This is a genomic window from Streptomyces sp. NBC_01013, from assembly GCF_045162765.1.
Lineage (GTDB): Bacteria > Actinomycetota > Actinomycetes > Streptomycetales > Streptomycetaceae > Streptomyces.
In genome coordinates this window covers 1,136,015-1,162,370 of sequence record NZ_CP108687.1, presented here as the reverse complement: position 1 = coordinate 1,162,370, position 26,356 = coordinate 1,136,015, and the positions used below count along the sequence as shown (strand labels likewise).

General features: G+C 69.5%; 20 protein-coding genes and 2 pseudogenes. 15 read left to right on the top strand and 7 right to left on the bottom strand.

The features are described 5' to 3' along the window. Positions 1-66: 66 nt before the first annotated feature. The 5 genes from yjfF to OG538_RS04915 all read right to left on the bottom strand — a co-directional run bounded on the left by yjfF (position 67) and on the right by OG538_RS04915 (position 5,652). On the bottom strand, positions 67-1,080 hold the full coding sequence (gene yjfF / locus OG538_RS04935) for a galactofuranose ABC transporter, permease protein YjfF (RefSeq protein WP_406090513.1): 1,014 nt from the start codon (positions 1,078-1,080) through the stop codon (positions 67-69). Further along, positions 1,077-2,195 carry an ABC transporter permease gene (locus OG538_RS04930; RefSeq protein ID WP_406090511.1) on the bottom strand — a complete coding sequence of 373 codons (1,119 nt, stop codon included), beginning with the start codon at positions 2,193-2,195 and terminating at the stop codon, positions 1,077-1,079. The genes yjfF and OG538_RS04930 overlap by 4 nt, the downstream gene beginning before the upstream one ends. Then, entirely contained in the window at positions 2,192-3,775 is a 1,584-nt protein-coding gene (locus tag OG538_RS04925; RefSeq protein ID WP_406090509.1) for a sugar ABC transporter ATP-binding protein, read from the bottom strand. The genes OG538_RS04930 and OG538_RS04925 overlap by 4 nt, the downstream gene beginning before the upstream one ends. A 30-nt stretch (positions 3,776-3,805) precedes the next feature. Continuing rightward, positions 3,806-4,774 (bottom strand): ABC transporter substrate-binding protein, encoded by a 969-nt coding sequence (locus OG538_RS04920; RefSeq protein ID WP_406099983.1) that lies wholly within the window; start codon positions 4,772-4,774, stop codon positions 3,806-3,808. Between the two features lie 107 nt (positions 4,775-4,881). After that, positions 4,882-5,652: a GNAT family N-acetyltransferase gene (locus OG538_RS04915; RefSeq protein WP_406090507.1), complete on the bottom strand. Its 771-nt coding sequence runs from the start codon at positions 5,650-5,652 to the stop codon at positions 4,882-4,884. A 149-nt stretch (positions 5,653-5,801) separates the two neighbouring features. Here OG538_RS04915 and OG538_RS04910 point away from each other — a divergent pair. The 4 genes and pseudogenes from OG538_RS04910 to OG538_RS04895 all read left to right on the top strand — a co-directional run. Then, positions 5,802-6,296: pseudogene (locus tag OG538_RS04910) on the top strand (transposase); the annotation flags it as partial. An 893-nt stretch (positions 6,297-7,189) separates the two neighbouring features. Beyond that, positions 7,190-8,464 (top strand): alpha/beta fold hydrolase, encoded by a 1,275-nt coding sequence (locus OG538_RS04905; protein ID WP_406090505.1) that lies wholly within the window; start codon positions 7,190-7,192, stop codon positions 8,462-8,464. 13 nt (positions 8,465-8,477) lie between these two features. Beyond that, entirely contained in the window at positions 8,478-9,140 is a 663-nt protein-coding gene (locus OG538_RS04900; RefSeq protein ID WP_406090503.1) for an MBL fold metallo-hydrolase, read from the top strand. A gap of 71 nt (positions 9,141-9,211) precedes the next feature. Next, positions 9,212-9,991: an exodeoxyribonuclease III gene (locus tag OG538_RS04895; protein ID WP_406090501.1), complete on the top strand. Its 780-nt coding sequence runs from the start codon at positions 9,212-9,214 to the stop codon at positions 9,989-9,991. A 13-nt stretch (positions 9,992-10,004) separates the two neighbouring features. Here the strand turns inward: OG538_RS04895 and OG538_RS04890 are convergent, their stop codons facing one another. Beyond that, positions 10,005-11,171 carry a Cmx/CmrA family chloramphenicol efflux MFS transporter gene (locus OG538_RS04890; protein ID WP_406090499.1) on the bottom strand — a complete coding sequence of 389 codons (1,167 nt, stop codon included), beginning with the start codon at positions 11,169-11,171 and terminating at the stop codon, positions 10,005-10,007. Positions 11,172-11,615: 444 nt separating this feature from the next. Here OG538_RS04890 and OG538_RS04885 point away from each other — a divergent pair, with 444 nt between their 5' ends. The 5 genes from OG538_RS04885 (at position 11,616) to OG538_RS04865 (ending at position 15,390) form a co-directional block, all read left to right on the top strand. Further along, positions 11,616-12,056 carry a DUF6278 family protein gene (locus OG538_RS04885; RefSeq protein ID WP_406090497.1) on the top strand — a complete coding sequence of 147 codons (441 nt, stop codon included), beginning with the start codon at positions 11,616-11,618 and terminating at the stop codon, positions 12,054-12,056. A gap of 133 nt (positions 12,057-12,189) precedes the next feature. Further along, entirely contained in the window at positions 12,190-12,933 is a 744-nt protein-coding gene (locus OG538_RS04880; RefSeq protein ID WP_406090495.1) for an amino acid ABC transporter ATP-binding protein, read from the top strand. Positions 12,934-12,947: 14 nt separating this feature from the next. Further along, on the top strand, positions 12,948-13,859 hold the full coding sequence (locus OG538_RS04875) for a glutamate ABC transporter substrate-binding protein (RefSeq protein ID WP_406090493.1): 912 nt from the start codon (positions 12,948-12,950) through the stop codon (positions 13,857-13,859). Positions 13,860-13,876: 17 nt separating this feature from the next. Continuing rightward, positions 13,877-14,521: an amino acid ABC transporter permease gene (locus OG538_RS04870; protein WP_406090491.1), complete on the top strand. Its 645-nt coding sequence runs from the start codon at positions 13,877-13,879 to the stop codon at positions 14,519-14,521. Next, positions 14,518-15,390: an amino acid ABC transporter permease gene (locus OG538_RS04865; RefSeq protein ID WP_406090489.1), complete on the top strand. Its 873-nt coding sequence runs from the start codon at positions 14,518-14,520 to the stop codon at positions 15,388-15,390. Before OG538_RS04870 ends, OG538_RS04865 begins: the two co-directional genes overlap by 4 nt. A gap of 131 nt (positions 15,391-15,521) precedes the next feature. On the opposite strand, the gene OG538_RS04860 is transcribed toward OG538_RS04865, so the two are convergent. Beyond that, positions 15,522-16,805 carry an Ig-like domain-containing protein gene (locus tag OG538_RS04860; RefSeq protein ID WP_406090487.1) on the bottom strand — a complete coding sequence of 428 codons (1,284 nt, stop codon included), beginning with the start codon at positions 16,803-16,805 and terminating at the stop codon, positions 15,522-15,524. A 178-nt stretch (positions 16,806-16,983) separates the two neighbouring features. On the opposite strand from OG538_RS04860, the gene OG538_RS04855 reads away from it, so the two are divergent. From OG538_RS04855 to OG538_RS04830, 6 genes and pseudogenes are all read left to right on the top strand, one after another. Continuing rightward, a complete protein-coding gene (locus OG538_RS04855; protein ID WP_406090485.1) occupies positions 16,984-18,147 on the top strand; it encodes a lipid II:glycine glycyltransferase FemX in 1,164 nt (387 codons plus the stop codon). Beyond that, positions 18,144-19,835: a murein biosynthesis integral membrane protein MurJ gene (gene murJ, locus OG538_RS04850; protein WP_406090483.1), complete on the top strand. Its 1,692-nt coding sequence runs from the start codon at positions 18,144-18,146 to the stop codon at positions 19,833-19,835. Before OG538_RS04855 ends, murJ begins: the two co-directional genes overlap by 4 nt. 109 nt (positions 19,836-19,944) lie before the next feature. Beyond that, positions 19,945-20,628: a response regulator gene (locus OG538_RS04845; RefSeq protein ID WP_406090481.1), complete on the top strand. Its 684-nt coding sequence runs from the start codon at positions 19,945-19,947 to the stop codon at positions 20,626-20,628. Beyond that, positions 20,625-22,061, top strand: coding sequence for a sensor histidine kinase (locus OG538_RS04840; RefSeq protein ID WP_406090479.1), 1,437 nt, complete (start codon positions 20,625-20,627; stop codon positions 22,059-22,061). Before OG538_RS04845 ends, OG538_RS04840 begins: the two co-directional genes overlap by 4 nt. Beyond that, the gene (locus OG538_RS04835; RefSeq protein ID WP_406090477.1) at positions 22,058-22,588 is read left to right on the top strand and encodes a hypothetical protein; all 531 of its coding nucleotides are present in this window, start codon (positions 22,058-22,060) and stop codon (positions 22,586-22,588) included. The genes OG538_RS04840 and OG538_RS04835 overlap by 4 nt, the downstream gene beginning before the upstream one ends. A 485-nt stretch (positions 22,589-23,073) precedes the next feature. After that, positions 23,074-26,338: pseudogene (locus tag OG538_RS04830) on the top strand (TIM-barrel domain-containing protein). Positions 26,339-26,356: the final 18 nt, after the last annotated feature.

Below are 26,356 nucleotides of genomic sequence, written 5' to 3'. Positions count from 1 at the left end.
CGACGTACGGGAAGGGGCGCGGCCGGGAGATCCGGACCGCGCCCCTTCCCGTACGGAATGAAGGAACTACGTCGTCCGGCGGGCGGTGAGCACCCGCTGGAGCAGGACGAAGCTCAGCAGGAGGACACCGGTGACGATCTTGGTCCACCAGGAGGAGAGGGTGCCCTCGAAGGTGACGATGGTCTGGATGACGCCGAGGACGGTGACGCCGAGGACGGTGCCGAGGACGTAGCCGGAGCCGCCGGTGAGGACGGTGCCGCCGATGACGACGGCGGCGATGGTGTCGAGTTCGCCGCCGAGGAGGTTGAGGCTGTAGCCGGACTGGGTGGTGAAGGTGAAGAGGACGCCGCCGAGGGCGGAGCAGACGCCCGAGACCGTATACGCGGAGAGGACGGTGCGGCGGACCGGGAGAGCCATGAGTTCGGCGGACTGGGGGTTGTCACCGACCGCGTAGACGCCGCGGCCGAAGCGGGTGTAGTGCAGGACGGCGTAGGCGATCGCGACGACCGCGAAGGCGATGACGACGCTCCAGGTGATGAAGGCGGAGCCGACGCTGATGCGGTACTGGGCGGCCGAGGTGAAGAAGGGGTCGCTGATGGAGATGGATTCGGTGGAGATGACGAAGCAGAGGCCGCGGGCGAGGAACATGCCCGCGAGAGTGGCCATGAAGGGCTGCACGCCGTAGTCGTGGACCATGTGGCCCATGGCCTTGCCGAGCGCGGCGCCGGTCAGGAGGGCCACCAGGATCGATACGAGGGGCGGCCAGCCGTTCGTCTCCGTCAGCCAGGCGCAGATCATCGTGGAGAGCGCCGCCATCGCGCCGACCGAGAGGTCGATGCCGCCGGTCAGCATCACGAAGGTCATTCCGACGGCGAGGACGAGCAGTCCCGCGTTGTTGATGAAGATGTTGAGCAGGACCTGGGTGTCGAGGAAGCCGTAGTAGCGGGAGTTGCCGGCCAGGAGCAGAACGACCAGGAGGAGGGCGGTCGAGGCGACCGGGACGTAGCCGCGCCGGTGGGAGACCGCGAGCCGGAGGCGCTCCAGGGCGGGGGTGGGAGGAGTGGCGGTGGGAGCGCTCATGACTTCTGGACCTCGGCGGGTGTGGCGGACGCAGCGGACGACGCGCTCGGGTCGGGGACTTCGGCGGTGGTGGCCGGCCCGCCGTTCGCGGCCGCCACCACCTCGCGTCGCCGCAGGAAGCGGGCCCGGACGGCGGCCCGGTAGGCGGGCGACTGGAGCAGGCAGACCGCGGTGACCACGACGGCCTTGACGACGAGCGTCGTCTCGGAGGGCAGGCCGAGCGAGAGGACGACCTGTGTCATGGTCTGGATGACGAGGACGCCGACGACCGTACCGCCGAGGTAGAAGCGGCCGCCGACCAGTGACGTACCGCCGATGACGACGGCGAAGATGGCGTCGAGTTCGATCCAGAGACCGGCGTTGTTGCCGTCCGCGCCGGAGATGTTGGAGGAGATCATCAGGCCGGCGGCGCCCGCGCAGAGACCGCAGAAGGCGTACGCCCCGATGATCATGCCGCGCGACTTGATGCCGGCCAGGCGGCTGGCCTCGGGGTTGCCTCCGACCGACTCGATCAGCACACCGAGCGCACTGCGGCGGACGAGCAGCGCTACCAGGCCGATGCTCAGGCCCGCGACGATGGAGGAGAAGGGGAGGCCGAGGACGTAGCCGCCGCCGATGAGGTGGTACGGGTCGGAGGAGACGGTGACGATCTGACCGTCGGTGATCATCTGCGCGATGCCGCGCCCGGCGACCATCAGGACCAGGGTCGCGATGATCGGCTGGATGCCGACGGCGGCGACCAGTACCCCGTTCCACAGCCCTGCGACGAGCGAGAGCCCGAGCGCGAGGCCCACGGCGGAGAGCACTCCGCCGACCGAACCCTGGTCCACCAGGCCCGCGATCTGTGTGCAGGCGACCGCGCCGCCGATGGCGACGACCGCGCCGACCGAGAGGTCGATGCCGCGCAGGGCGATGACGAGCGTCATGCCGATGGCGACCAGCCCGAGCGGAGCGGAGAGCCGGATGATGTCGATGAGGCTGCCGTAGAGGTGACCGCCCTGGATGCGGACCGCGAAGAAGCCGGGGTCGTTGACGGCGGCGATGAGGAGGAGCAGTACGAGCAGGGCGAGCGGCCAGAAGAGGCGATGGGCGGTGAGCGCCCGGAAACTGGTCATGAGGTGGCTCCGGTAACTCCGGCGCCGCTGTCAGCGGTTGCGGCCCCGGTGGCGATGACCTCCATCAAACGGTCGGTGGTCAGGCCGGCGTCGTTCGGCAGGGTAGCGACGAGTTCGCGGTCGCGCAGGACGGCGACGGTGTCGGACAGGCGGAGGACCTCCTCGAGTTCGGCGGAGACGAAGAGGACGGCCATGCCGCCGTCGGCGAGTTCAGCGACCAGGCGCAGGATCTGCGTCTTGGCGCCGATGTCGATGCCGCGGGTGGGCTCGTCGAGGATGAGGAGTTTCGGTTCGGTGAGCAGCCAGCGGGCGAGCAGCACCTTCTGCTGGTTGCCACCGGAGAGGTTGCGGACCGGCAGGTCCGGGTTGCGCGGCCGGATGTCGAGGGCTTCCATCCACTTGTCGACGAGTTCGTCCTTGCGCTTCGTCGCCAGCGGGCGGGCCCAGCCGTGCGCGGCCTGGAGGGCGAGGACGATGTTCTCGCGGACGGTGAGATCGGGGATCAGGCCGTCGGTCCGACGGTTCTCCGAGAGGTACGCGATCCCCTTGTCGATCGCCGCTCGCGGCGATCGCAGCGAGACGTCCTGGCCGCCGAGGGTGAGCTGCCCGCTGTCGGAGCGGTCGGCGCCGGCGAAGAGGCGGGCGGTCTCGCTCCGTCCCGAACCGAGCAGCCCGGCGAGCCCGGTGACTTTGCCCGGCGCCAGGTCCAGGTCGAAGGGGGCGACGGCCCCCTTCCGCCCGACCCCGCGCGCGGTGACGAACGCCTCGGCGGCGGCCGTCTCGACCACGTCACGCGGTGCGTTGTGCTCCTCGGCCTCGAGCGCGCTGAGCTCCTGCCCCAGCATCTTGCCGACCAGTTCGCGGCGCGGCAGTTCGGCGACCGTCCACTCCCCGATGAGCCGGCCGTCCCGCAGGACGGTGATCCGGTCGCTGATCTCGTAGATCTGCTCCAGGAAGTGGGAGACGAAGAGGATGGCGACACCCTCCTCGCGCAGCCGCCGCATCACCCGGAAGAGCCGCTTGACCTCCTCGGCGTCGAGACTGGAGGTGGGCTCGTCCAGGATGAGGACGGAGGCGTCGACGTCGACGGCGCGCGCGATGGCGACCATCTGCTGCACGGCGAGCGGCTGGCTGCCGAGCGAGGCGGAGACGTCGACGTCCAGTTCGAGACGGGCCATCAACGCCCTGGCCCGCTTGCGCAGTTCCTTCCAGTGGATCATTCCGCCGAACCGTCGCGGTTCGCGTCCGAGCAGGACGTTCTCCGCGACGGAGAGGCTCGGGCAGAGATTGATCTCCTGGTACACGGTGGCGACGCCGCTGCCCTGTGCCTGCAGCGGCCCGGTGAAGACCACCTCGGCGCCCTTGACCCTGATCGTGCCGGCCTCCGCCTCGTACACGCCGGTGAGGCATTTGATCAGGGTGGACTTACCGGCCCCGTTCTCGCCCATCAGAGCGTGCACCTCCCCGGGATGGAGCCGGAAGTCGACCCCCTTGAGGGCCTGCACACCCAGGAACTCCTTGACCACACCCGTGGCTTCGAGAACGGGGCTCGGGGTGTCGGTCGCGGTCGTCGCCGCCATGGTGATACTCCGCGTCTTCGAAGGTCCGGATCAGTACTTGCGGTTGGGGAGTTCGGCCTTCGCCTGGTCCTGGGTGAAGACGCCTTCCTCGGACTCGATGCGACGCTCGACCTTTTCGCCGGCGGCGACCTTCTTCACCAGGTCCATGATCTGAGGGCCGATCAGCGGGTTGCACTCGACGACGCAGTTGATCTTGCCGTCGACCATCGCCTGGAAGGCTTCCTTGATGCCGTCGATGGAGACGATCCGGATGTCGGTGCCGGGCTTCTTGCCGGCCTCCTCGATGGCCTGGATGGCGCCGATCGCCATGTCGTCGTTGTGCGCGAAGAGCACGTCGATGTCCTTGTGGGACTTCAGGAACGACTCCATGACCTCCTTGCCCTTGGCGCGCGTGAAGTCACCCGTCTGCGACGCGATGATCTTGAAGCGGCTGTCCTTGCCGACGACGTTCTTGAACCCCTCGGCGCGGTCGTTGGCGGGCGCTGAACCGGTCGTCCCCTCAAGCACTACCACGTTGAACGGGCCGTCCCCCTTGGTGTCGTCGACCAGCCACTGACCGGCGCGCTCACCCTCCTTGACGAAGTCGGAACCGATGAAGGTCACGTACAGCGACTCGTCCTTGGAGTCCACGGCCCGGTCGGAAAGGATCACCGGGATCCCGGCGTCCTTCGCTTCCTTGAGCACCGTGTCCCAGCCGGTCTCTACGACCGGTGAGAACCCGATGACGTCCACCTTCTGCGAGATGAACGTACGAATCGCCGATATCTGGTTCTCCTGCTTCTGCTGCGCGTCGGAGAACTTGAGCGTGATTCCGGCCTTCGCCGCCGAATCCTTGACGGACGTGGTGTTGGCCGTCCGCCAGCCGGACTCCGACCCGACCTGCGCGAAACCGAAGGTGAGCGTCTTGGACTTGCCGTCCCCGGAGCCGGAGGCTCCGGGCTTCTTCTTCTCGCCACAGGCCGCGAGCGGCACGGCGAGGGCGGCCGCACCCAGCCCCATCAGGAGGTTCCGGCGGCTCAGAGTGTTCACTACGGTGACCTTTTCGGACATGGGCAGGGCTCGCTTCCTGTCAGGGCACGGCGGGTCATCCCGGAACCCCGCACACCTCAACGCGTTCGATATTTCGTACGCAGTTCGAAATTTGGGATGACGGTAGCTCCGGGGGTGAAGCAGGTCAACGCCCCGTACAGAAAAGGAATATTGCACTTCGGTCTCACCGGGTCATGGCGAACATCTGGCACGAGCCGCCCCGGCGCGGTCGGTGGTCGGCTGCGGCCACGTCCCCTGTCCGGAGCAGGAATCCGCGGACGGTGGCACAGGATCCTGCGTTCGTCGGTGGGCGGGGCGCGGGCGATGGTCTTGGCCAACCGGCGCGCTGGTTGGCCTGATTGCTCGCCCCCGCCAGGGAAACAGCATGGCCGAGGAGCAGTGGGATGCTCTCGAACTTCGCTCGGCGCCAGCGAAGTGGAGCGCAGCCGGCGCTGCCCCATGACCGGTTCCGTTGCCGGAGGTTCGGCCCAGGCGAGGAATTGCGCCATCAACTGGCGTCCGATGCGTCGACCCTGTGCCTGCTGTAGCAGGTACATCGGCCCGAGATTGACCGCTTCGTCTCTGCGCCCGCACAGGAATCCGACGATCTCGTCCTCCTTGCGTACGACACGGCAGAAGCGATGCGCGGGCTGGCGCTCGACCTCCTCGATGAACCCGCGCCACTGGGCGATGCCCTCACTGGTGACCGCATCGCCACGATGTACCCGGATCCATGCCTCGTCGATCCCTGCGTCCCGATTGGGGTAGGTCTGCAGCCAGGCCGCCAGGAGCGTGTGGGCAAGGGGAGAGGCGTCCTGCACCCGGGCGCTGTCGATCACGAAGTCCACCTGAGCATTGTTCAGCGCGGTCCGTCGAGCTGTCTTGCGATTTCCGTCGCCCACGCGCGTGAGGGGGCCGCTTCCCGTTTCAGGCTGATGCGAGGTGAAGGACGAGGACCGCCTGGACGAAGCGGCTGATGCGGGTGGTGCTGCAGCGGAGTTTCCAGCCCTGCAAACGGTTCGCCAAGGACGCCGTGCTTATCGTTGACGGCACTCTCGTGCCCACCCGCGACCACGCCATCGCCGCGCAGTCGAAGAACTACAGGTACTCCACGAACCACCAGGTCGTCATCGACGCCGACACCCGCCTCGTCGTGATGGTCGGCCGGCCCTTGCCGGGCAACCGCAACAACTGCAAGGCGTGGGAGGAGTCCGGCGCGAAGGCCGCCGTCGGCCAGACCACGACCATCGCCGATGGCGGCTATCCAGGCACCGGGCTCGTGATGCCCCACCGCCGCCGCAAAGGCGAAGAACTGCCCGACTGGAAACAGGCACACAACAAGTCCCACAAGCTGGTCCGCGCCCGCGTCGAGCACGTCTTCGCCCGCATGAAGACCTGGAAGATCCTCCGCGACTGCCGCCTCAAAGGCGACGGCGTCCACCACGCCATGCGCGGAATCGCTCGCCTGCACAACCTCAACCTCGCCGGATAGACGAGCGGTCGGGCTGGCCACCGACCACGTCCACACTCCTCAGAGACCATTTGCGGGACAACCCTTACGTGCTGCTGGAACTGGCAAACTCTGGACCTATTCCCTGGGATACTCGGATATACGTGAGAGGTCTGCCCGAGTGGGTTGCGAAGCGGAAAGGATGGAACGGTGAAGCGAGGTGAAGCCTCCACTTTCCTCCTCGGGGGCAGCGTCCAGGGCCTCATTCGCATCCGGAGCATTGCCCGCAGCGTGACGCAACAGGAGGCTCCGGATGGCTCGGAATCGTGGCCTGAGGGAGCGACTCCTGCGACGTATGCGGCAGCCGTAGCGTCTACCTGTCATTCTCTCCGGCATGCCTCTGCGAGCAGGGTTGGGCTGAGGCGTGCCGCGCCGCAGAAGGTTTTGGTTCGCGCGTGGCTCGAGGTCGGGGTGCTGGGCAGGCATTGGATCGCCGATGTCGGTCACGACTCCGGGCGAAGTCGAATGGTGGCTCAAATTCGGTCCGTGGCGGATCGTGAGCACTCCGAGGTCTCCGACTTCCAGCCGTTGGAACGCAACGGGGGTGCCCGCAACTTCGCAGGGTGGGAGGCGACTTCTCATTGGTACGGTGACGTGCATCAGCAATCACCGCGATTCGCCGCCAGCGACGTGCGGCCTCTCCGATGCCACCGGGTTTCCGCCACCGCGAGTTGGTAAATCTCCTCAAGACCGACCAAAGCGACGGTACCTCGCCGCGTTGTCGAAACGCCCGAATACATCCAGTATGCGGGCGCCTCTCCGTCGTGCGATGCGCCGCATCTGACGCCGCGCGCTGATCCACCAGGAATTGCGGGACAGCCCTTATGCCCACCCCGGCGATGTGACATCTCGTGACAGATGAGAGGGTCGGGCGGGTGAGCGAGACACCCCCGAACACCCTGCAATACCGCTTTGACGGGCCCGAAGACGCACCAGTCCTGGTGATCGGCCCCTCCCTCGGTACCACCTGGCACATGTGGGACCGCCAGATACCCGAGCTCACCCAGCACTGGAGAGTCTTCCGCTACGACCTCCCGGGACACGGCGGCGCGCCCGCGCACCCCGCCACCGCCATCGGTGTACTCGCCGACCGGCTGATGGCCACCCTCGACGGGCTCGGTGTGCAGCGTTTCGGCTACGTGGGCTGCTCCATCGGCGGCGCGATCGGCGCCGACCTCGCGCTGCGCCACCCGCGGAGGGTCGCCTCGCTGGCGCTGGTGGCCTCGTCGGCCCGGTTCGGCAGTGCCGACGAATTCCGTCAGCGCGGGGTGATCGTCCGGACCAACGGGCTGGAGCCGATGGCCCGCACCGCCCCGGAGCGCTGGTTCACGCCCGGCTTCGCCGCTGCGCAGCCGGCCATCGTCGAGTGGGCCGTCCAGATGGTCCGCACCACCGATCCCGGTTGCTACATCGCCGCATGCGAGGCCCTGGCCGCCTTCGACATCCGCAGTGAGCTCGGCCGGATCGGGGTACCCACGCTCGTCCTGGTCGGTGCCGAGGACCAGGTCACCGGCCCCGGTGACGCCAGGACCCTGGTCGCGGGGATACCCGACGCACGGCTCGCCCTCGTCCCGGGGACCTCCCACCTGGCCCCGGTCGAGCAGCCGGCGGCCGTCACCGATCTCCTGCTCACCCACTTCTCCACGGCGTGGCAGGACACCCTGGCGGCCATTCCCGTGCCCTCGTTCGTGCCCAGGCTCTCCGCGCCCGTGCTGCCCGTCGCGGAGCTCACCGCCGCCGCGCAGCCCGAAGCGGAAGCCGGCGGGCGCGCCGACCCGTACGAGCCGGGCATGAAGATCCGCCGTGAGGTGCTCGGTGACGCCCATGTCGACGGGGTCATGGCCGCCGCCGACGACTTCACGGGCGACTTCCAGGAACTCGTCACCCGGTACGCCTGGGGCGAGGTCTGGAGCCGGGAGGGGCTGGACCGGCGCACCCGCAGCAGTGTCACGCTCACCGCTCTCGTCGCCTCGGGACACCTGGAGGGTCTGGCCGCCCATGTCAGCGCCGCCCTGCGCAACGGCCTCACCCCGGCCGAGATCAGGGAAGTGCTGCTGCAGACCGCCGTGTACTGCGGGATTCCGGCGGCGAGCGCCGCCTTCACGATCGCCCAGTCCGTGATTCGGGCCGAAACGACACCTCCCGCATAGCAGGATGGGCTGCATGAACGCCCAGAACCCCGAGCCGCTCGCGCTCACGCTGACCAAGCAGTCCCACTCCTGCATCCGCCTGGAGAGGGGCGGGCGCACGCTCGTCATCGACCCGGGCGGGTTCTCCGAGCAGGATGCCGCGATCGGCGCCGAGGCGATCCTGGTGACGCACGAGCACCCCGACCACTTCGACGAGGAGCGGCTGCGCGCCGGCCTGGAGGCCGACCCGGGCGCGGAGATCTGGACCCTGCACAGCGTGGCCACACAGCTCGCCGCGGCGTTCCCGGGGCGGGTCCACACCGTCGGACACGGCGACACCTTCTCCGCCGCCGGGTTCGACGTCCAGGTGCACGGTGAGCTCCACGCGGTGATCCACCCGGACCTTCCGAGGGTGACGAACATCGGCTTCCTGATGGAGGGGTCCGTCTTCCACCCCGGCGACGCCCTCACCGTGCCCGGGCAGCCGGTCGACACGCTCCTCCTTCCGGTGATGGCACCCTGGAGCAAGATCTCCGAGGTCATCGACTACGTCCGGGAGGTCGGGCCGCGCCGCGCCATCGACATCCATGACGCGTTGCTCACCGATCTGGCCCGTCCGATCTACGACACCCACATCGGCAATCTGGGCGGCGCCGGCCATGCCAGGCTGGCCTCCGGCGAGTCGACCGGCGTGTGACGGGCGAGTCGACCGGCGTGTGACGGGCGCCGCCCCGGCGACTGTCAGAGGGAGCCGATAGGTTTACGTACATGCGCATCGCCACCTGGAACGTCAATTCGATCACCGCCCGCCTGCCGAGGCTGCTGGCCTGGCTCGAGAGCACCGGCACGGACGTGCTCTGCGTCCAGGAGACCAAGTGCACGGCCGAGCAGTTCCCGGCCGAGGCGCTGCGTGAGCTCGGATACGAGTCCGCGGTCAACGCCACGGGCCGGTGGAACGGGGTGGCGATGATCTCCCGCGTCGGTCTGGCCGACGTCGTGACGGGGCTGCCCGGCGGCCCCGACTACGACGGCGTGCAGGAGCCGCGGGCGATCAGTGCGACCTGTGGCCCGGTCCGCCTCTGGTCGGTCTACGTGCCCAACGGCCGCGAGGTCGAGCACGAGCACTACGCGTACAAGCTGCGCTGGCTCGACGCGCTGCAGAAGGCCATGGCGGCGGACGCCGCGGGGGCGCAGCCGTTCGCCGTCCTCGGTGACTTCAACGTGGCCCCGACCGATGACGACGTATGGGACCCGGCCCTCTTCGAGGGCGCCACCCATGTCACCCCCGCCGAGCGGGCCGCCCTCGCCACCCTGCGCGAGGAGGGCCTCGCCGACGTGATGCCCCGGCCGCTCAAGTACGACCGCCCGTACACCTTCTGGGACTACCGTGAGCTGCGCTTCCCGAAGAACAAGGGCATGCGTATCGACCTCGTCTACGGCAACGCCCCGTTCACCGCCTCGGTCAAGGACAGTTACGTGGACCGCGAGGAGCGCAAGGGCAAGGGGGCCTCCGACCACGCCCCGGTGGTCGTCGACCTCGACCTCTGAGCAGAGGCTGTGCTCAGACGTCCGTCTGCGGCATCTGGGTACGTACGGTCTCCAGGGCGGCTGCCGCGGTGCCGAGTGCCAGGACCATGAGCAGTGCGCTCACCCACAGCGGCGCCCGGAAGCCGAACCCGGCGCCGATCGCGAGTCCGCCGAGCCACGGCCCCAGTGCGGCGCCCGCGTTGAACGCCGCGGTGGCGAACGAGCCCGCCAGGGTCGGCGCTCCGCCCGCCAGCCGGAACACGTGCGCGATCAGTGCTGTCCCGGTGCCGAACGCGAGCATGCCCTGGACGAGGACGAGCGCGATCACCGCCACCGGGCTGCCCGCACCTGACGCGAACAGGGCCCAGCCGACGGCCAGAGCGGACATCCCGACCGCGGCCGGCGCGACCGGTCGGGAGTCGATGATCCGGCCGCAGACGGTGACACCGATGAACGAACCCACACCGAACAGCGAGAGCAGGACGGGCACCCATGTGGTTCCGAGGCCCGTGACGTGCCGCGCGACCGGTTCGAGGTAGGAGAACGCGCAGAAGGTCGCGCCTTGGACGAGCGCGCTCGTCAGCAGGGTCAGCAGCAGCCGGGGTCCGGCCAGGGTTCGCAGTTCGGCGTACGCGCTCGGCAGGACGGCCCCGTGCCGGCCCGCCGGAATCGTCGCCGCGATCACGGCGATCGCCGGCAGTGCGACGAGGGCCACGGCCCAGAACGCCGCACGCCACCCCCACTGGCCGCCCAGCCACGCTCCGGCGGGCACCCCGGCCACACACGCGACGGTGACACCGCCGACCACTACGGACGTGGCCCGCGCCCGCGCCCCCGGCCCGGCGAGGGCGACTGCGGTCACCAGGGCGACGGCCCAGAACCCGGCATTGGCCACCGCCGCGACGACCCGCGTCGCCAGTAGCACTCCGTAACTGGAGGTCACCGCACCGATGACGTGCACGGCGGCGAAGACGCAGAGGAAGGACAACAGGGCACGGCGGCGCGGCCAGTTGCGGCCCAGGAGCGCCATGGCAGGCGCCCCGAGAAACATCCCCACGGCGAACGCCGAGGTCAGCAGACCCGCGGCGGGGATGGAGACGCGCAGGTCCTCGGAGATGTCCGACAGCAGGCCGGACAGCATGAACTCGGAAGTGCCCTGGGCGAAGACGGCGAGCCCGAGCGCGTAGACGGAAAACGGCATGAAGAACCCCATGGACGGCTGAGAAGGAGAACCGGTCGGGGATGCGGGCCGCACCCGCTCGTGGTGTCGAGCGGCAACGCGGCGGAACGGCACGGCGGCAGCAGGGCTGTGAGGTGCCGGAAGAGTTCTGCCGTGCGCGAGGACGAGCGCGACCCGCATCGCGTGGGTCCGGAGGGCGGCAGGGCGACAGCCGTGACGACGAGCAGTCGGTCAGGTGCGGACGCGGAAAGCCACCGGGGGACCGGTGGCTACGATCTGTCGGACTCGGGGCTGCTCACGAAGCGTGAACCTACCAGCCCGCGGACGGGTTTCTCCACTCCCTGTTCCCGCTCATTCGGGAGCGTGTCCGGGTGAACGCGAGGCGTACGCGCGCTGTTCAGCACTCGAACGACAGGCCGCGCGCCCTGTGGTGCGGAACCGTGCCGGGATGGGAACCTGAGTGGTATGAACATCCCCTTCTTGGACAACTGGCGTAAGCGTCACGACGGAACGCGACGGGCGGGGCTCGCGGTCGCCGTCGAGGCCGATCCGGAAGGCGTGGCCGAACTGCTCGCGGAATGTGAGCTGCTGCGCGCCCGGGTGGGGGAGCGGGGGCTCGAACTCGACGACAGCCCGGCCTCGTTGGCCGCACTGGATCAGCTGCCACCGCGCTGGCGTGACGATCCGGAGGAGTTGCCCTGGCTGGGCAACGATGCGGGGCTCTATCTCGGCACGGTCCTGGTGCGCAATGTCGCCGGGGCGCTCTGGCACATCCGGCCGAGCGGTCAGCCCGTGGTGCGCCTTCCTTCGGGGCGGGAGATCGATGTGGTCGAGGCCGGTCTCGACTGGGCGATGACGGGCAGCCCCGAGCTGTCACAGGTGTACTCGGAGTCGGCCGAGGGGTGATGCACCGCCTCGTGTTCCGTGTGACGAGATAAAACGCCTTATGCCCCATTTACGCGTGTCGGGTGTGAAGTCCCTTTCCGGGGCGGATAGTTTGCGCTGACCTCGACATAGCGATAAGTGGGTAGGGCAGCGTATGGCCGTCGATCCGTTGATCGAGCTGCGTGACGTCAATAAGTTCTACGGAAAGTTGCACGTACTGCAGGACATCAATCTCACCGTCGGCCGCGGGGAGGTGGTGGTGGTCATCGGCCCCTCCGGCTCCGGGAAGTCGACGCTCTGCCGGACCATCAACCGCCTTGAGACGGTCGAGTCGGGCCACATCTCCATCGACGGGAGGCCGCTCCCCGAGGAGGGCAAGGGCCTGGCGCAGCTGAGGGCCGAAGTCGGCATGGTCTTCCAGTCGTTCAATCTGTTCGCGCACAAGACGGTGCTGGCCAATGTCTCGTTGGCGCAGCTCAAGGTCCGCAAACGGAAGAAGGACGAGGCCGACCGGCGGTCCCGGGAACTCCTGGAGCGAGTGGGGCTCGTCAGCCAGGCCGACAAGTTCCCCGCACAGCTCTCCGGAGGCCAGCAGCAGCGCGTGGCCATTGCCCGTGCCCTCGCCATGGACCCGAAGGCGCTCCTCTTCGACGAGCCCACCTCGGCCCTCGACCCGGAGATGATCAATGAGGTGCTGGAGGTGATGCAGCAGCTCGCCCGCGAGGGCATGACCATGGTCGTCGTCACCCACGAAATGGGTTTCGCCCGATCCGCGGCCAACCGCGTCGTCTTCATGGCCGACGGCCGCATCATCGAGGACCGCACCCCGGAGGACTTCTTCACCGCTCCGGAGAGCGACCGCGCCAAGGACTTCCTGTCCAAGATCCTCAAGCACTGACGGGAGGCCCTGTGTTGCGTACGAGAAGAGTGCTGGCCGCCTGTGCCGGTCTCCTGCTGGCAGTCCTCGCCGCGGGCTGCGGCAAGGACGGAAGCCCGCCGGTGAAGGGTCCGCAGGCCGAGGCGTTGCCCGTCTACAAGGTCGACACCGGCTTCCAGCTGCCGGACTCCAAGACCTGGACCAGCGCGAAGAAGCGCGGATATCTGCGGGTAGGGGCCAAGGAGGACCAGCCCTACCTCGGTGAGAAGGACCCGGCCACCGGCGTCTACTCCGGTTTCGACATCGAGATCGCCCGGATGATGGCGGCCTCGCTCGGCTTCGACCCGAAGACGATCAGGTTCAAGACCATCGCTTCGGCCAACCGCGAGACCGCCCTGCAGAACGGGCAGATCGACTACTACGTCGGCACCTACACCATCAACGACATGCGCAAGAAGCTCGTCGGGTTCGCCGGCCCCTACTACATGGCAGGCCAGGGGCTGCTGGTCCGTACGGACGAGAACGACATCCACGGACCGCAGGACCTCGCCGGCAAGACGGTCTGTTCGGCGGCCGGGTCGACCCCGTACCAGCGGATCGCCGCCGACTACCCGAAGGCGGACCTGGTCGCCTACGACACGTACTCGATCTGCGTCGACAACCTGCTGACGTACCAGGTCGACGTCGTCACCACCGACGACGCGATCCTGCTGGGCTTCGCCGCGAAGGCGCCCGACGAGATGAAGGTCGTCGGCAAGCCCTTCTCCGAGGAGCCGTACGGCATCGGGGTCCCGCGCAGCGACAACGCGCTGCGGTTCGCCCTCAACGACGCGCTGGAGACCAACGAGAAGAACGGCAACTGGAAGAAGGCGTTCGAGGCGACGCTCGGTCTCTCCGGAGTCCCCGCGCCGAAACCGCCGCCCATCGACAACTACCCGGCGACCTGAGAGGACGGCCACCACACATGGACGTACTCACCGACAACTTCTCGCTCTACGGCAAGGGGTTCCTCGGGACCGTCGAACTGACCTTCTACGCCTCGATCCTGGCGTTGGTCCTCGGTTTCGTCATGGCCTCCTGCCGGGTGGCGCCCGTCGGCTCGTTCCGGGTGATCGGCACGGTCTGGGTGACCGTGCTGCGCAACACCCCGCTGACCCTGCTCTTCTTCGCCGTACTGCTCGGCCTGCCACGCTTCGGCCTGGTGCTGCCGTTCAACGTCTTCGCGATCCTCGCGCTCGGCTGCTACACCTCCGCGTTCATCTGCGAGGTGCTGCGCTCCGGCATCAACACCGTGCCCACCGGGCAGGGCGAGGCCGCGCGGAGCCTCGGCATGACGTTCGGCCAGACACTCGGCAACGTGGTCCTGCCGCAGGCGTTCCGCTCGGTGATCCCGCCGATCGGCTCGACGCTCATCGCGCTCGCCAAGAACTCCGCGATCGCCGGGGCGTTCAGCGTCACCGAACTGCTCGGCACCTACAAGACCCTCAACGAGCTGGGCTACAGCATCATCTGGACCTTCGTCTGGATCGCCGTCGGGTACCTGATCATCACTCTGACCATCAGCGCGATCTTCAATGTGCTGGAAAAGCGCTGGGGAGTCGCCCGATGACCGCCCATTCCGCCCCCAGCGCGACCGCGCTCTACGACATCCCCGGGCCGCTGACCCGCAAGCGGCACCTCATGTACGGGATCGTCTCGACGATCCTCATCCTCGCCCTGGTCGGCTGGGTCATCTATCTGCTCTTCGACACCGACCAGTTCACCAGTGCCAAGTGGACGCCCTTCGAGTACAAGGGCATTCAGGAACTGCTGCTGCGCGGGCTCGGCAACACCCTGAAGGCGTTCGCGTACGCCGCGGTGCTCTCGCTGGCGCTCGGGGCCGTCCTCGCGGTGGGCAGACTCTCCGACCACCGGCCGGTGCGCTGGGTGGCGACGATCCTCGTCGAGTTCTTCAGGGCCATGCCCGTCCTGGTGATGATCTTCTTCATCTTCGTCGCACTGAAGGTGCAGCCGCTGCCGGCCCTGGTCGCCGGACTGACGCTGTACAACGGCTCGGTGCTCGCCGAGGTGTTCCGTACCGGCATCAACTCGGTGGAGCGCGGCCAGGGCGAGGCGGCCTTCGCCCTGGGGATGCGCAAGACACAGGTCACGACCTTCGTCCTGGCCCCGCAGGCGGTGCGCGCGATGCTGCCCACCATCATCAGCCAGCTGGTGGTGGCGCTGAAGGACACCTCGCTGGGCTACCTGATCACGTACGAGGAGTTTCTCCACGCGGGGAAGCTCATCGCATCCAACCTCGACTACGACCTGCCGTTCATCCCCGTGGTGATGGTGATCTCGCCGATCTACATCGGGATGTGCATGCTGCTCTCCTGGTTCGCCACCTGGGTGGCCAAACGCGAGCGGCGCAACCCGAAGACGGAGGCGACGGGCGTCGCCCCGGCCCAGCCGGGGACGCTGATGTCGGGAGGGAAGTAGCCGGGAAGCGCGGTCCCGGGCAGCGGTGCCCGTCCGGCAGCAGCCGGTGATCACTTCTCGCACACGGCACGGACATGCACGAAGGCCCGTGCCGGGCGGGGAGAAGGTCAGCTGCGTGCCGGGCCGCGCCGTCAGCCGAGAGCGCTCCTGGTCCGCCAGTCGGCCCAGGAGACGTTCCACGCCCCGTAGCCGTTGCCCTCCGCGACCGTGCCCTTGGCGTCCGCGCCGGTGATCTCGAAGGGGTCGCCGACGCGGGCCTGCCGGTAGAGGGACGCGGCGTTCGCGTCGCTCATCCCGACACAGCCGGAACTGTGGTTGGCCACCCCGAAGTACGCGGCGTTCCACGGCGCGGCATGGGCATACATGCCCGACCAGGTCAGCCGCATCGAGAAGTCGACCATCTTGTCGTACGCGTCACCGAGGCCCACCGTCTCGGAGCGCATGTTGATCGTGCCCTCCTTCGCCATCAACACGGCCGTGCCCCGCCAGGACGCCTTGTCGCCCCCCGGCGTGCCCGCCGACATGGGCACGTCCATGACCGTCCTGCCGTCCCGCCTCAGCGCCAGCCGGTGACGGTCCAGGTCGACCTTGACCACCTGGCTGCTGCCGACGGTGAACGTCGTCGCGTAGTCACGCACGAACCACCCGCCCGAGGGGCCCGAGTCGACGCCGTTGAGATCCGCGTCGAGCGTGATCCGGGTGCCGGACTTCCAGTACTCCCTGGGCCGCCAGTCCACGCGGTCCCGGCCCGAGTAGTCCCGCAGCCACCCCCAGGAACCCTCGGTATCGTTCGAGGTGGAGACCTTGAGCGCCTTCTCGACTGCGGCCTTGTTCTTCACCGGGTGATCGAACACGATGGACAGCGGCTGAGCGATGCCGACCGTGGTGTTCTTGCCGGGGGCGAGAGTCAGCTTGTTCACCTTGCCGGCCGCCGCCGTGGTGAACCCGGCGGTGTCACTGCCACCGCCGGTGTCCTTCGCCTCGACGCGGTACGTGGTGCCAGGTGCGGCCGGCCGGTCCGACGTCCAGGTCCCGCCGTCGGCGGACAAGCGGCCTGACAGCGCGTCGCCGCCGTCCGCCGAGACCGTGACGGTACGCAGCTTCCCGGTGGCCAGCTTCACCGTCACGGGCCTCCCGGCCGCGGCCGCGGTGCCGCGCAGGTTCACCGAGATGCGGGTGTCCGCAGCCTTCGAGGGGCCGGTGTCCTGACCCCGGTCGTCGTGACCCGAGGCCGCGGCTCCACCGGAGCAGGCCGTGAGCGCGGCGCCGAGCACCGCGGTGCCGGCGATCAGGACGAGCCGCGCGGGACGGGTGGGCGTCGCGTTACGGACGGTGCTGCGAAGGGCGGATATGAAAGGGGCGGCGATCAACGGAAAAACCTCCTGGGCCTTGCTCTGTCGTTGAGTGAGAGGCATTCATCGGAGCCTAAGTTCCGTGAATCAACGGAAAAGCGGGAATGCCGTGTGTGACAAGAAACGCAGCGCAACGGTCATCATCCGGTCACATCCGGCGCGCGGCACCGTCACGGTCCGCTGTGAGCATCCTGTGCAGCCCCGCAGAACCGTCGCGGGGCCCACGAAGGGGGCCACCGACATGTCAGCGCTGCTCGCGACCGGAGAACGCAGCCGTGAACAGGAGCTACGGATACGCAGCCTCACCGCCGCCGAGCACCGGGCACACGTGGCCGCACACGCGGACGCGAGCTTCCTCCAGTACCCGTCCTGGGCCGGCGTGAAGGACCAGTGGTCGTCGGAAATGGTCGGCTGGCTCGGTGATCACGGTGAATTGGCCGGCAGCGCGCTGATTCTCTACCGGCAATTCCCGGGCACCCGAAAATACTTCGCCTATATGCCGGAAGGGCCGGTGGCCGACTGGGCCGATCCCGGAATCGACCGGTGGCTCCGGCCGCTCATGGCCCATCTGCGCGGCGCGGGGGCTTTCGCGGTACGCATCGGGCCGTCCCCGGCCTACCGCCGATGGGACACCACCCGGCTCAAGGCCGCCACCGGCCCCGGCCGCACTGTCGGTGACGTACTGGCGAGCGAGGTCGACCCGCTCGGTGCGGCCGTCGCCGACCGGCTGCGGGCCCGCGGCTGGAGTCGCTGCGGCGGGGACGGCGACGACGCCGACGCCCAGCCCCGGTACGTCTTCCGGGTCCCCCTTTCCGGACGGACCCCCGACGACCTGTGGTCCGGGCTCAACCAGGAGTGGCGCCGCAACGTGCGCCGGGCCGGCCGGGCGGGGGTGCGCATCGTCACCGGAAGCGCGGCCGAACTTCCCGAGTTCCACCGCCTGCTGCGGATCACCGAGGAACGCGACGGGTTTCGGCTCGGCCGCTCCCTGGCGTACTACCAGCGCCAGTACGCCGTGCTCAACGCCGAACAGCCCGGCCGGATGAAGCTCTGTCTCGCCGTGCACCAGGGCGAGATACTCGCCGCCCACACGATGATCAGCACCCGAGGCCGGGTCTGGTACCAGACCGGCGCGTCCGCCGACCACCGACGGGAGGTCCGCCCGAGCAACGCCCTGCAGTGGCAGATGCTCCTCGACGCCCACGCCCAGGGCGCGGAGGTCTACGACATGCGCGGGGTATCCTCCACCCTCGATCCCGACGACCGCCCCTTCGGGTTGCTGCGCTGGAAGTTCGGCACAGGCGGGCAGGTCGTGGAAACCCTCGGAGAGTGGGAGACATCGGTGGGCGGAGCCGCCAACAAGGCGCTTTACCGGGCGTTCCAGGCCTACATGGCGCACCGGTGACGGCGGCGGACGCGACCACCGGCACGGTCGCCACGGACGAGCGGGAGCGGCGGGGATCCGGCTCGGTGCTGCGCAGCGGCGCCGTCATGGCCGCGGGTTCCGTCGTCTCACGGGCGACGGGGTTCATACGCTCGGCGGTCGTCGTCGCCGCGCTCGGCACCGGGCTGCGGGCCGACGGCTACACGGTCGCCAACACCGTCCCGAACATCCTCTACATGCTGCTGATCGGGGGCGCCCTCAACGCCGTCTTCGTCCCCGAACTCGTCCGGGCCGCCCGGGAGCACGCCGACCGCGGCGCCGCGTACACCGACCGCCTGCTCACGCTCTGCACGGCCGGACTGCTGGCCCTGACCGCACTCGCCGTCGTCGGCGCCCCGCTCATCATCTCGGTGTACGCGCCCACCTACGACGACGGGCAGGCCGAACTCACCATCGCCCTGGCCCGCTACTGCCTGCCGCAGATCCTCTTCTACGGGCTCTTCACCCTCCTCGGACAGGTACTCAACGCCCGCAACCGGTTCGGGGCGATGATGTGGACGCCCGTCCTCAACAACCTCGTGATCATCGCGGTGTTCGGGCTGTACCTCTGGACCGCGGCGGGCTCGGACGGCGAACTGACCTCCGCCCAGGCGCAGTGGCTCGGCTGGGGGACCACCGCCGGGATCGCCGTGCAGACCCTCGCGCTGGTGCCCGCCCTGCGCGCAGCGAAGTTCCGCTGGAGGCCACGGTTCGACTGGCGCGGAAGCGGACTCACCCGGCCGCTGCGGGCGGCCGGCTGGCTCGTCATGCTCGTCCTCACCAACCAGGCCGCCTACTGGGTGGTGACCCGGCTCTCCACCGCCACCGGCCAGCACGCGGCCGATCAGAACCTGGCGGGCGGCGCCGGTTACACCGCGTACAGCTACGCCTTCCAGCTGTGGGTGGTGCCCCAGGGCATCGTGACCGTCAGCCTCGTCACCGCTCTGATGCCGCGGATGAGCCGGTCCGCCGCCGAGGGCGATCTGGCCGGGGTGCGGCGGGACGTCTCGTACGCGCTGCGGACCTCCGCCGCCGTCGTGATCCCGGCCGCCGCGGCCCTGTTGGCGCTCGCCCCATGGGTGATGGGATCGGTCTTCGGATACGGACGCACCGGCCCGGCGGACATCACCGTGATGGCCGGCATGATGGCCGCGTTCGCGCCGGGACTCATCGCCTACTCCGGTCAGTACGTGCTCTCCCGCGGCTTCTACGCGATGAGTGACACCCGCACCCCCTTCCTCCTCAACCTGGTCATCGCCACGCTCAACGCGGGGCTCTCGGTCGCCGCCTACCTGCTGCTGCCGGTGCGCTGGGCGGTGACGGGGATGGCGGGGGCGTACTCCGTCGCCCTGTTCGCCGGTTTCGCCGTCACCGCGTACGTACTGCACCGCCGGGTCTCCGCGCCCGGTGCGCCAGGGCCCTCGCTGCTGCGTTCGCCGGGGGTGGGTGCGCATGCCCGGCTGGTGGCCGCGTGCGTGCCCGCGGGACTGCTGGCGTGCGGGGCCGCCCGTGCCGTCGACATGGACGGATCCGGGCTCGGAGACTTCGCCGCGGCCGGGACCGGGGTGCTGGTCCTCTTCTCGGTGGTGGCGCTGCTGGCCCGCCCGTTGCGGCTGACCGAGGTCAGCACCGCGCTGAGCGCCGTACGGGGCCGGCTGCGGCGCACCTGAGGCGGAACCCCGTCCCGCTCCCAGTGCCGGAGCAGGCCGGGCCCGGTGAGACCCGACGCATCAGCTCACACTTCTCCATCCACTCCTTGACCGCTGGGATACTGACGCCATGCCTCGCGTGCTGCTGATAGAAGACGACCCCTCCGTACGGGAAGGGGTCGAACTGGGGCTGCGCAGGCGCGGGCACGAGATGCGCACCGTCGGGACGGGCGAGGCGGGGTTGGCCGCCCTGGCCGAATTCCGGCCCGAACTCGTGCTGCTCGACCTCATGCTGCCGGGGATGAACGGTGTCCAGGTCTGCCGCCGCATCCGCGAGACCAGCCAGCTGCCGATCATCATGCTCACCGCGCGCGGCGACGACTTCGACGTCGTCGTGGGACTGGAGGCGGGCGCGGACGACTACATCGTCAAGCCCGCCCGCACCGAGGTCATAGAGGCCAGGATCCGGGCGGTGCTACGGCGGCTCGCCGAACCGGCCGGGCGCAGCGGCATCGAGACCCACGGCGCCCTGACCGTCGACCGAGTCGGCCTCGCCGTCGCCAAGGCGGGGGAGCGGCTGCTGCTCGCTCCCTCCGAACTGAAGCTGCTGCTGCACCTGTCGGCTTCGCCCGAGCAGGTCTTCAGCCGCCAGCAACTGCTGGAGTACGTGTGGGAGCACAGCTACCACGGTGATGCCCGGCTGGTCGACGCCTGTGTGCGCAGGCTGCGGCAGAAGATCGAGGACGTGGCGGGAAACCCCCGCTACATCCAGACCGTCCGAGGCTTCGGCTACCGCTTCGGGCCCCTCGGATGAAGCTGCTCGTCGCGCGGTTCGGCCTGCGCACCCGGCTCATAGCCGCGTTCCTGTTCGTCGCCGCGGTCAGCGCCGCCACCACCGCGACCCTGACCTACCGCGAGGCACGCTCCGCGATCCTGCAGCAGGCGCAGGACACCGCCGTCGCCCAGTTCCGCGACCGGATCAGCGCGCGGGGTGTCGACCTTCCGCCGGACCGTGTCGGGCTGCGCGACATGTGCCTCGCCCTCGCCCGCGACGGCAAGTCGCATACGTGGACCGTCTTCGCCGAGTACGGGGACCTGCGGGTCTCCTCCTCGGACCGGCCGACCTCCACCGTGATCACGGCCGCGCTGCGAGCGGCTGCCCGGGATGACAGTCACGGCTCGTTCCAGCGAGTGGTGAAGGACGGCAAGCCCTGGCTGACCGTCGGCATGCCGACCCTCTTCGACCGCGGCGACGGCCGCCAGCCCACCGGACTCGTCCTCTACGCCGTGATGCCGCTGGCCACCGAGGAGGCGAACGTCGCCGCCATGGTCACCGCGGCCCGTGACGGCGCCCTGCCCGCCCTGCTCATCGCGCTGGTCCCCGCACTGCTCGCCGCACGCAGCGTCCTGCGTCCGGTCCGGGATCTGCGCCGCGCCGCCGCCGGTATCGGCAGGGGCGAGCTCCACACCCGGATCAGTGTCCGCGGCTCCGACGAACTCGCCGAACTGGCCTGGACGTTCAACGAGTCCTCGACCAAGCTCCAGGAGTCCGTGGAGGAACTTCGCCAGGCCGAGGAGCGAGCCCGGCGCTTCGCCTCGGACGTCTCGCACGAACTGCGCACCCCGCTCGCCGGCATGCTCGCCGTCACCGAAGTGCTCGACGAGGACGCCGCAGGGTTGCGCCCCGACACCGCGGCGGCGGTCCGGCTCATCAGCGCGGAGACGGGGAAACTCGCCACGCTCGTCGAGGACCTGATGGAGATCTCCCGGTTCGATGCAGGTGCGGTCGACCTCCACAGTGACGAGGTCGACGTGGCCGAGACCATCCGGAAGACGCTCCAGGCCCGCCACTGGGACGACCGTATCCGTACCGAACTCCCGGACGGGATAAGGGCGGTACTGGACCCACGCCGCTTCGACGTGATCGTCGCCAACCTGGTCGGCAACGCCCTGCGGCACGGGGCCGAGCCCGTCACCGTACGGCTGCGGATTGGGCAGCGGGGCGGGGCGGCCCGGCTGGTGACGGAGGTCGAGGACAGCGGCCCGGGCATCGACGCCGCCGTACTCCCGCACATCTTCGACCGCTTCTACAAGGCCGACGCGGCCCGGACCCGGTCGACCGGGAGCGGCCTGGGCCTCGCGATCACCCGGGAGAACGTCCGGCTGCACGGCGGCACGGTCCATGCCGCGAACGGGGTTGCCGGCGGCGCGGTGTTCACCGTCGAACTGCCGTTGGAGGAGGCGTGAGGGGCCGGCGCGCGCTCGGCGCGCTGCTGCCCGTGGTGCTGCTCGCCGGCGGATGCGGCATCCGGGCGACGGAGGTCGTCGAGGCCGGCGAGCCGGCGGTCGTGCAGGTCATGCCGGCCGGGCAGCTGGGCACGGTCCTGTACTTCGTGTCCTCGTCGTCGGCGTCCCGGCTGATGCCGGTCGTGCGCTACGCCGGGCCGTCGGGCGAAGGGGCCGGGGCGGGTTCCGGCGAGGAGCAGCCCGTCGGAGCGGTCAGGGCCCTCGACCTGCTCTTCCGCGGTCCGACCGAAGCGGAGCGTGACGCCGGTCTCCGCTCCGAACTGCCCGGTGACCGGTTCAAGGTGAGCGTCGAGCTGAGTGCGCAGGGCGTGCGCGTCGCATTGGGCACCCGGGTCACCGGGCTCTCCGAACGCGCACGCCAGCAGATCTTCTGCACCGCCGCTCAGGCCAGGACCGCCGACCGGAGTGAGGCGGTCACGGTGACCGGCACCGACGGCGTCCTCGGGCCGGCCCACTGCTCCGTCTGACCCTGTCCGGCGGATCGTGACCGGGGTGGCGGCGCCCGGCAGCTGCTCGCCCTGCGACCGGGAACCGTTTCCGCCCACCCCGAGGGCGCCCCTCGGCCGTGCGAGCGCAGTCATCGGTTGTCTGCCGAATGCCGCGTGCAGTTACAGGGCGCCGGCCGAACGGCGGAGCCCAGTCATCGGGCACCGGCCGAACGACGGCTCGCGGTTTACGGGGGCCGGCCGAACAGCGGCACCTTGTCGCGAACGCTCCGGCGGCGGGGCGCTGTGCCGGATCGAACCAGGACTCGTGCCGGCGTCCGGAAGCGTCCCGCCACCCCGGCTGCAGAACCGGCTCCATTTGCTGCACCGTTATGGACACCACGCGGGGCGGCGTGGTGTCCTACGTCCCGAGCAGGTGATTTGCAACGTTGGAAGAGGCTGGGGCGGCAGAGCCGCGCCACCAGTAGACGTACAGCAGAACGGAGTTGCGTGTGATACCCGCATCGATGAGCCGTGGCAGGAGTCCACGGCGCGTGCGCCGGAGAGTGGGCCTCGCCGCCGTCCTCGCCGTGGCCGCCTCGACGACTCTGACCGGGGCCGGTGCAGCCTCCGCCGGAGGAGGGCACGGACACCGGATTGCGACCGTCACCTCCGGGGACGCCCGCTTCGAGATCCTCTCGCCGACCCTCATCCGCACCGAGTACGCGGGCGACGGCGAGTTCACCGACGATCCGACGTTCAACGCGATCGGGCGCGAGGGGTTCGCTCCGACCGGCTACACCGCGCGGACGAAGGACGGCTGGCTGACCGTCTCGACGAGCGCGATGACCCTGCGCTACCGGGTCGGCTCCGGGCCGTTCGACGCAAAGAACCTCTCCGTGCAACTCGATGCGGGGGAGAAGCCGGTGACCGCCGCTCCCTGGCAGCGGCTTGTCTGCGCCGTGGGCGCACTGTGCGAGGCGGAGGATCTCCGGCTCGACGGGCTCGGTACCGCCTCCGACCACCGGGACCACACGGGGGCGGCCTTCGCGGCCGGCTTCGAGGCCACCGGCAGTTCCATGTCCGCTGACATCGATGTCAGTGCCGAGGGTTCCTATCGGTTCGCCCTGAAAGTATGCCAATTCCCGTGGCGGAGACGGCAAGACGGAGACCCGCACCCTGTCCCTCTCGGTGGACGGGGGTGCGCCGCAGAAGGTCGAGCTGCCGGCCACGGCCGACTGGGACACCTGGGCCCGGGCCACGGCCGAGGTGAAGCTCGGCAAGGGACCGCACACCCTCGCGTTGACCCGGACCGCCTCGGACTCGGGATCCGTGAACGTCGACAGTGTCGCCCTGCTTCAGCCGGACGACGACACGTACCCGACCGCCGCGCACACCGCTGTCAAGGACTGTCTCTTCGGGACGAGTTGCGAGGCGGAGGCGGCGCGGATCGGCGGCTCTGCCGGCGGAGCCCTGGACCACCAGGGGTACGCGGGCAATGGCTTCGTCGCCGAGCTCAGGCAGGGGTCGAGTGTCACGGCACATGTGGTCGGCGTGCCGGCCGCCGGTACCTACACCTTCCGGATGCGCTATGCCAACGGGCAGGGCGGCGACGGCCTCCACCAGACGCGCACCGCAACCGTGACGACCGCGCAAGCGGGGCCGGCCACGCCCCTGGAGCTCCCGGCGACGAAGGACTGGGACGACTGGCAGACGGCCGCCGTCCCGGTCGCCCTCGACGCGGGCGCCAACGACGTCACCCTCGGCTGCCCCGATCCGGCGAGTTGCCACATCAACGTGGACACCCTCTCCCTGGCCTCCCCGAAGGCCGCCGTGCCGCAGCCGCACATCGCGCTCGGCGGATACCGTCGCGGCCTGGACGGCGTGACCGGCGAGGGCGCCGCCCCCGTCACCACACCGGGCCTGCTCAGCCAGGACGGCTGGTACCTGCTCGACGACTCCCCGTCGGCCCTGTACGACATCGGGGCGAGGAAGGTGCGCCCCCGCCCCGGCCACGGTGGCGCTCCCTACCAGGACGGGTACGTCTTCGGGTACGGACACGACTACAAGCAGGGCCTCAAGGACCTCGCCACCCTGACCGGACCGCCGGTCCTTCTGCCTGCCTGGGCGTACGGCGTCTGGTACTCCGAGTACATCGACCGGACGGCCGCCGACTACCAGGACGAGATCCTGCCCGCGTTCCGGTCGGAGGGGGTTCCCCTCGACGTCCTGGTCACCGACACCGACTACAAGGCCGGGAACCTGTGGAGCGGTTGGGAGATCGACCCCGCCAAGTTCCCCGACCCGAAGGGCTTCTTCGACTGGTCGCAGTCCCAGGGCCTGCACAACACGCTCAACGTGCACCCGAGCATCCTCGCGTCCGACCCGCAGTTCGCCCAGGCGCAGGCCACCGCCAAGGGCAGGTTGAAGCCGGGTGGCTGCTCCCCCGCCGCCGGCTCCGGGGGCGACTGCTACACCTTCGACTTCGGTGACCCGGACCAGCTCAAGGCGTACATGGACCTGCACCGGACCATGGACCAGCAGGGCAACGACTTCTGGTGGCTGGACTGGTGCTGCGACTCGTCGCAGTCCTCGCTGAACGGCGTGACCCCGGACGCGTGGATCAACCAGCAGTACGCCGACGCCTCCGCCGGGGCGACCGGCCGGGGCTTCGTGCTCTCCCGCGCCTACGGATCACTCCAGGCGGGCGGCTACAGCGGCCAGCAGGCCCTGCCCACCGGCCCCTGGGCGGACAAGCGCACCACCGTCCACTTCACCGGGGACACCTCCTCCACCTGGGGCACCCTGCGCCTGGAGGTCGGGTACACCCCGGGTGAGTCCGCGGCGACCGGCATGGCGGCCATCACCCACGACATCGGCGGTCACAACGACACGACGGGGATCCCTGGTTCGGAGAACTCCACGCGCAAGCTGCCCGACGACCTGTACGCACGATGGGTCCAGTTCGGAACATTCCAGCCGATCGACCGTCTGCACAGCAATCACAGCGACCGACTTCCGTGGCAGTACGGCCCGTCGGCCCGCAAGTCGGCGGATGCCTTCCTCAACCTCCGCGAGAACCTGCTCCCTTACACCTACACGCTCGCCGAGGAAGCGCACCGCACCGGCGCACCGATCGTTCGTCCCCTGTACCTGGAGTACCCGGAGGAACCGCAGGCGTACGCCGCCGCCGACAGCGAGTACTTCTACGGCTCCGACGTACTGGTGGCCCCTGTGACCACGCCCGGTGAGACCACCACCACCTCGGTGTGGTTCCCGCCGGGGAAGTGGACGGACTACTTCACCGGCAGGACGTACGCAGGCGGCACCACCCAGCAGGTCACGACCACACTCGACACCATGCCCGTCTTCATCAGGTCGGGCGGCATCCTGCCCACCCGCACCCATGACGTCACCGACAACGACCGCAACCCCCTGACCGACGTCACGCTGTCCGTCGCGGCCGGCGCCTCCGGCTCGTACCGCATGTACGAGGACGACGGCACCACGACGCAGAAGACGCGGAGCGCCACGACGACCGTGACGTACCGGGAGAAGGGCGAGCACCGGACCGTATCCATCGGCGCGGCGAAGGGTTCCTTCCACGGTCAGGTGAAGAACCGTCGGTGGACGCTCGCCCTCATGGGCACCGCCCACGCCCCCACCGAGGTCACCGCGCGCGGGGTGCGGCTCTCCCGGGACGCGTACCACTGGGACGCCGCGACCGGAGTCCTCACCGTCACGCTCCCGAGCCGGTCGGTGCACACGCCGGTCACGGTGACCGTGCGGTAGCGGCGGCCCCGGGACCCC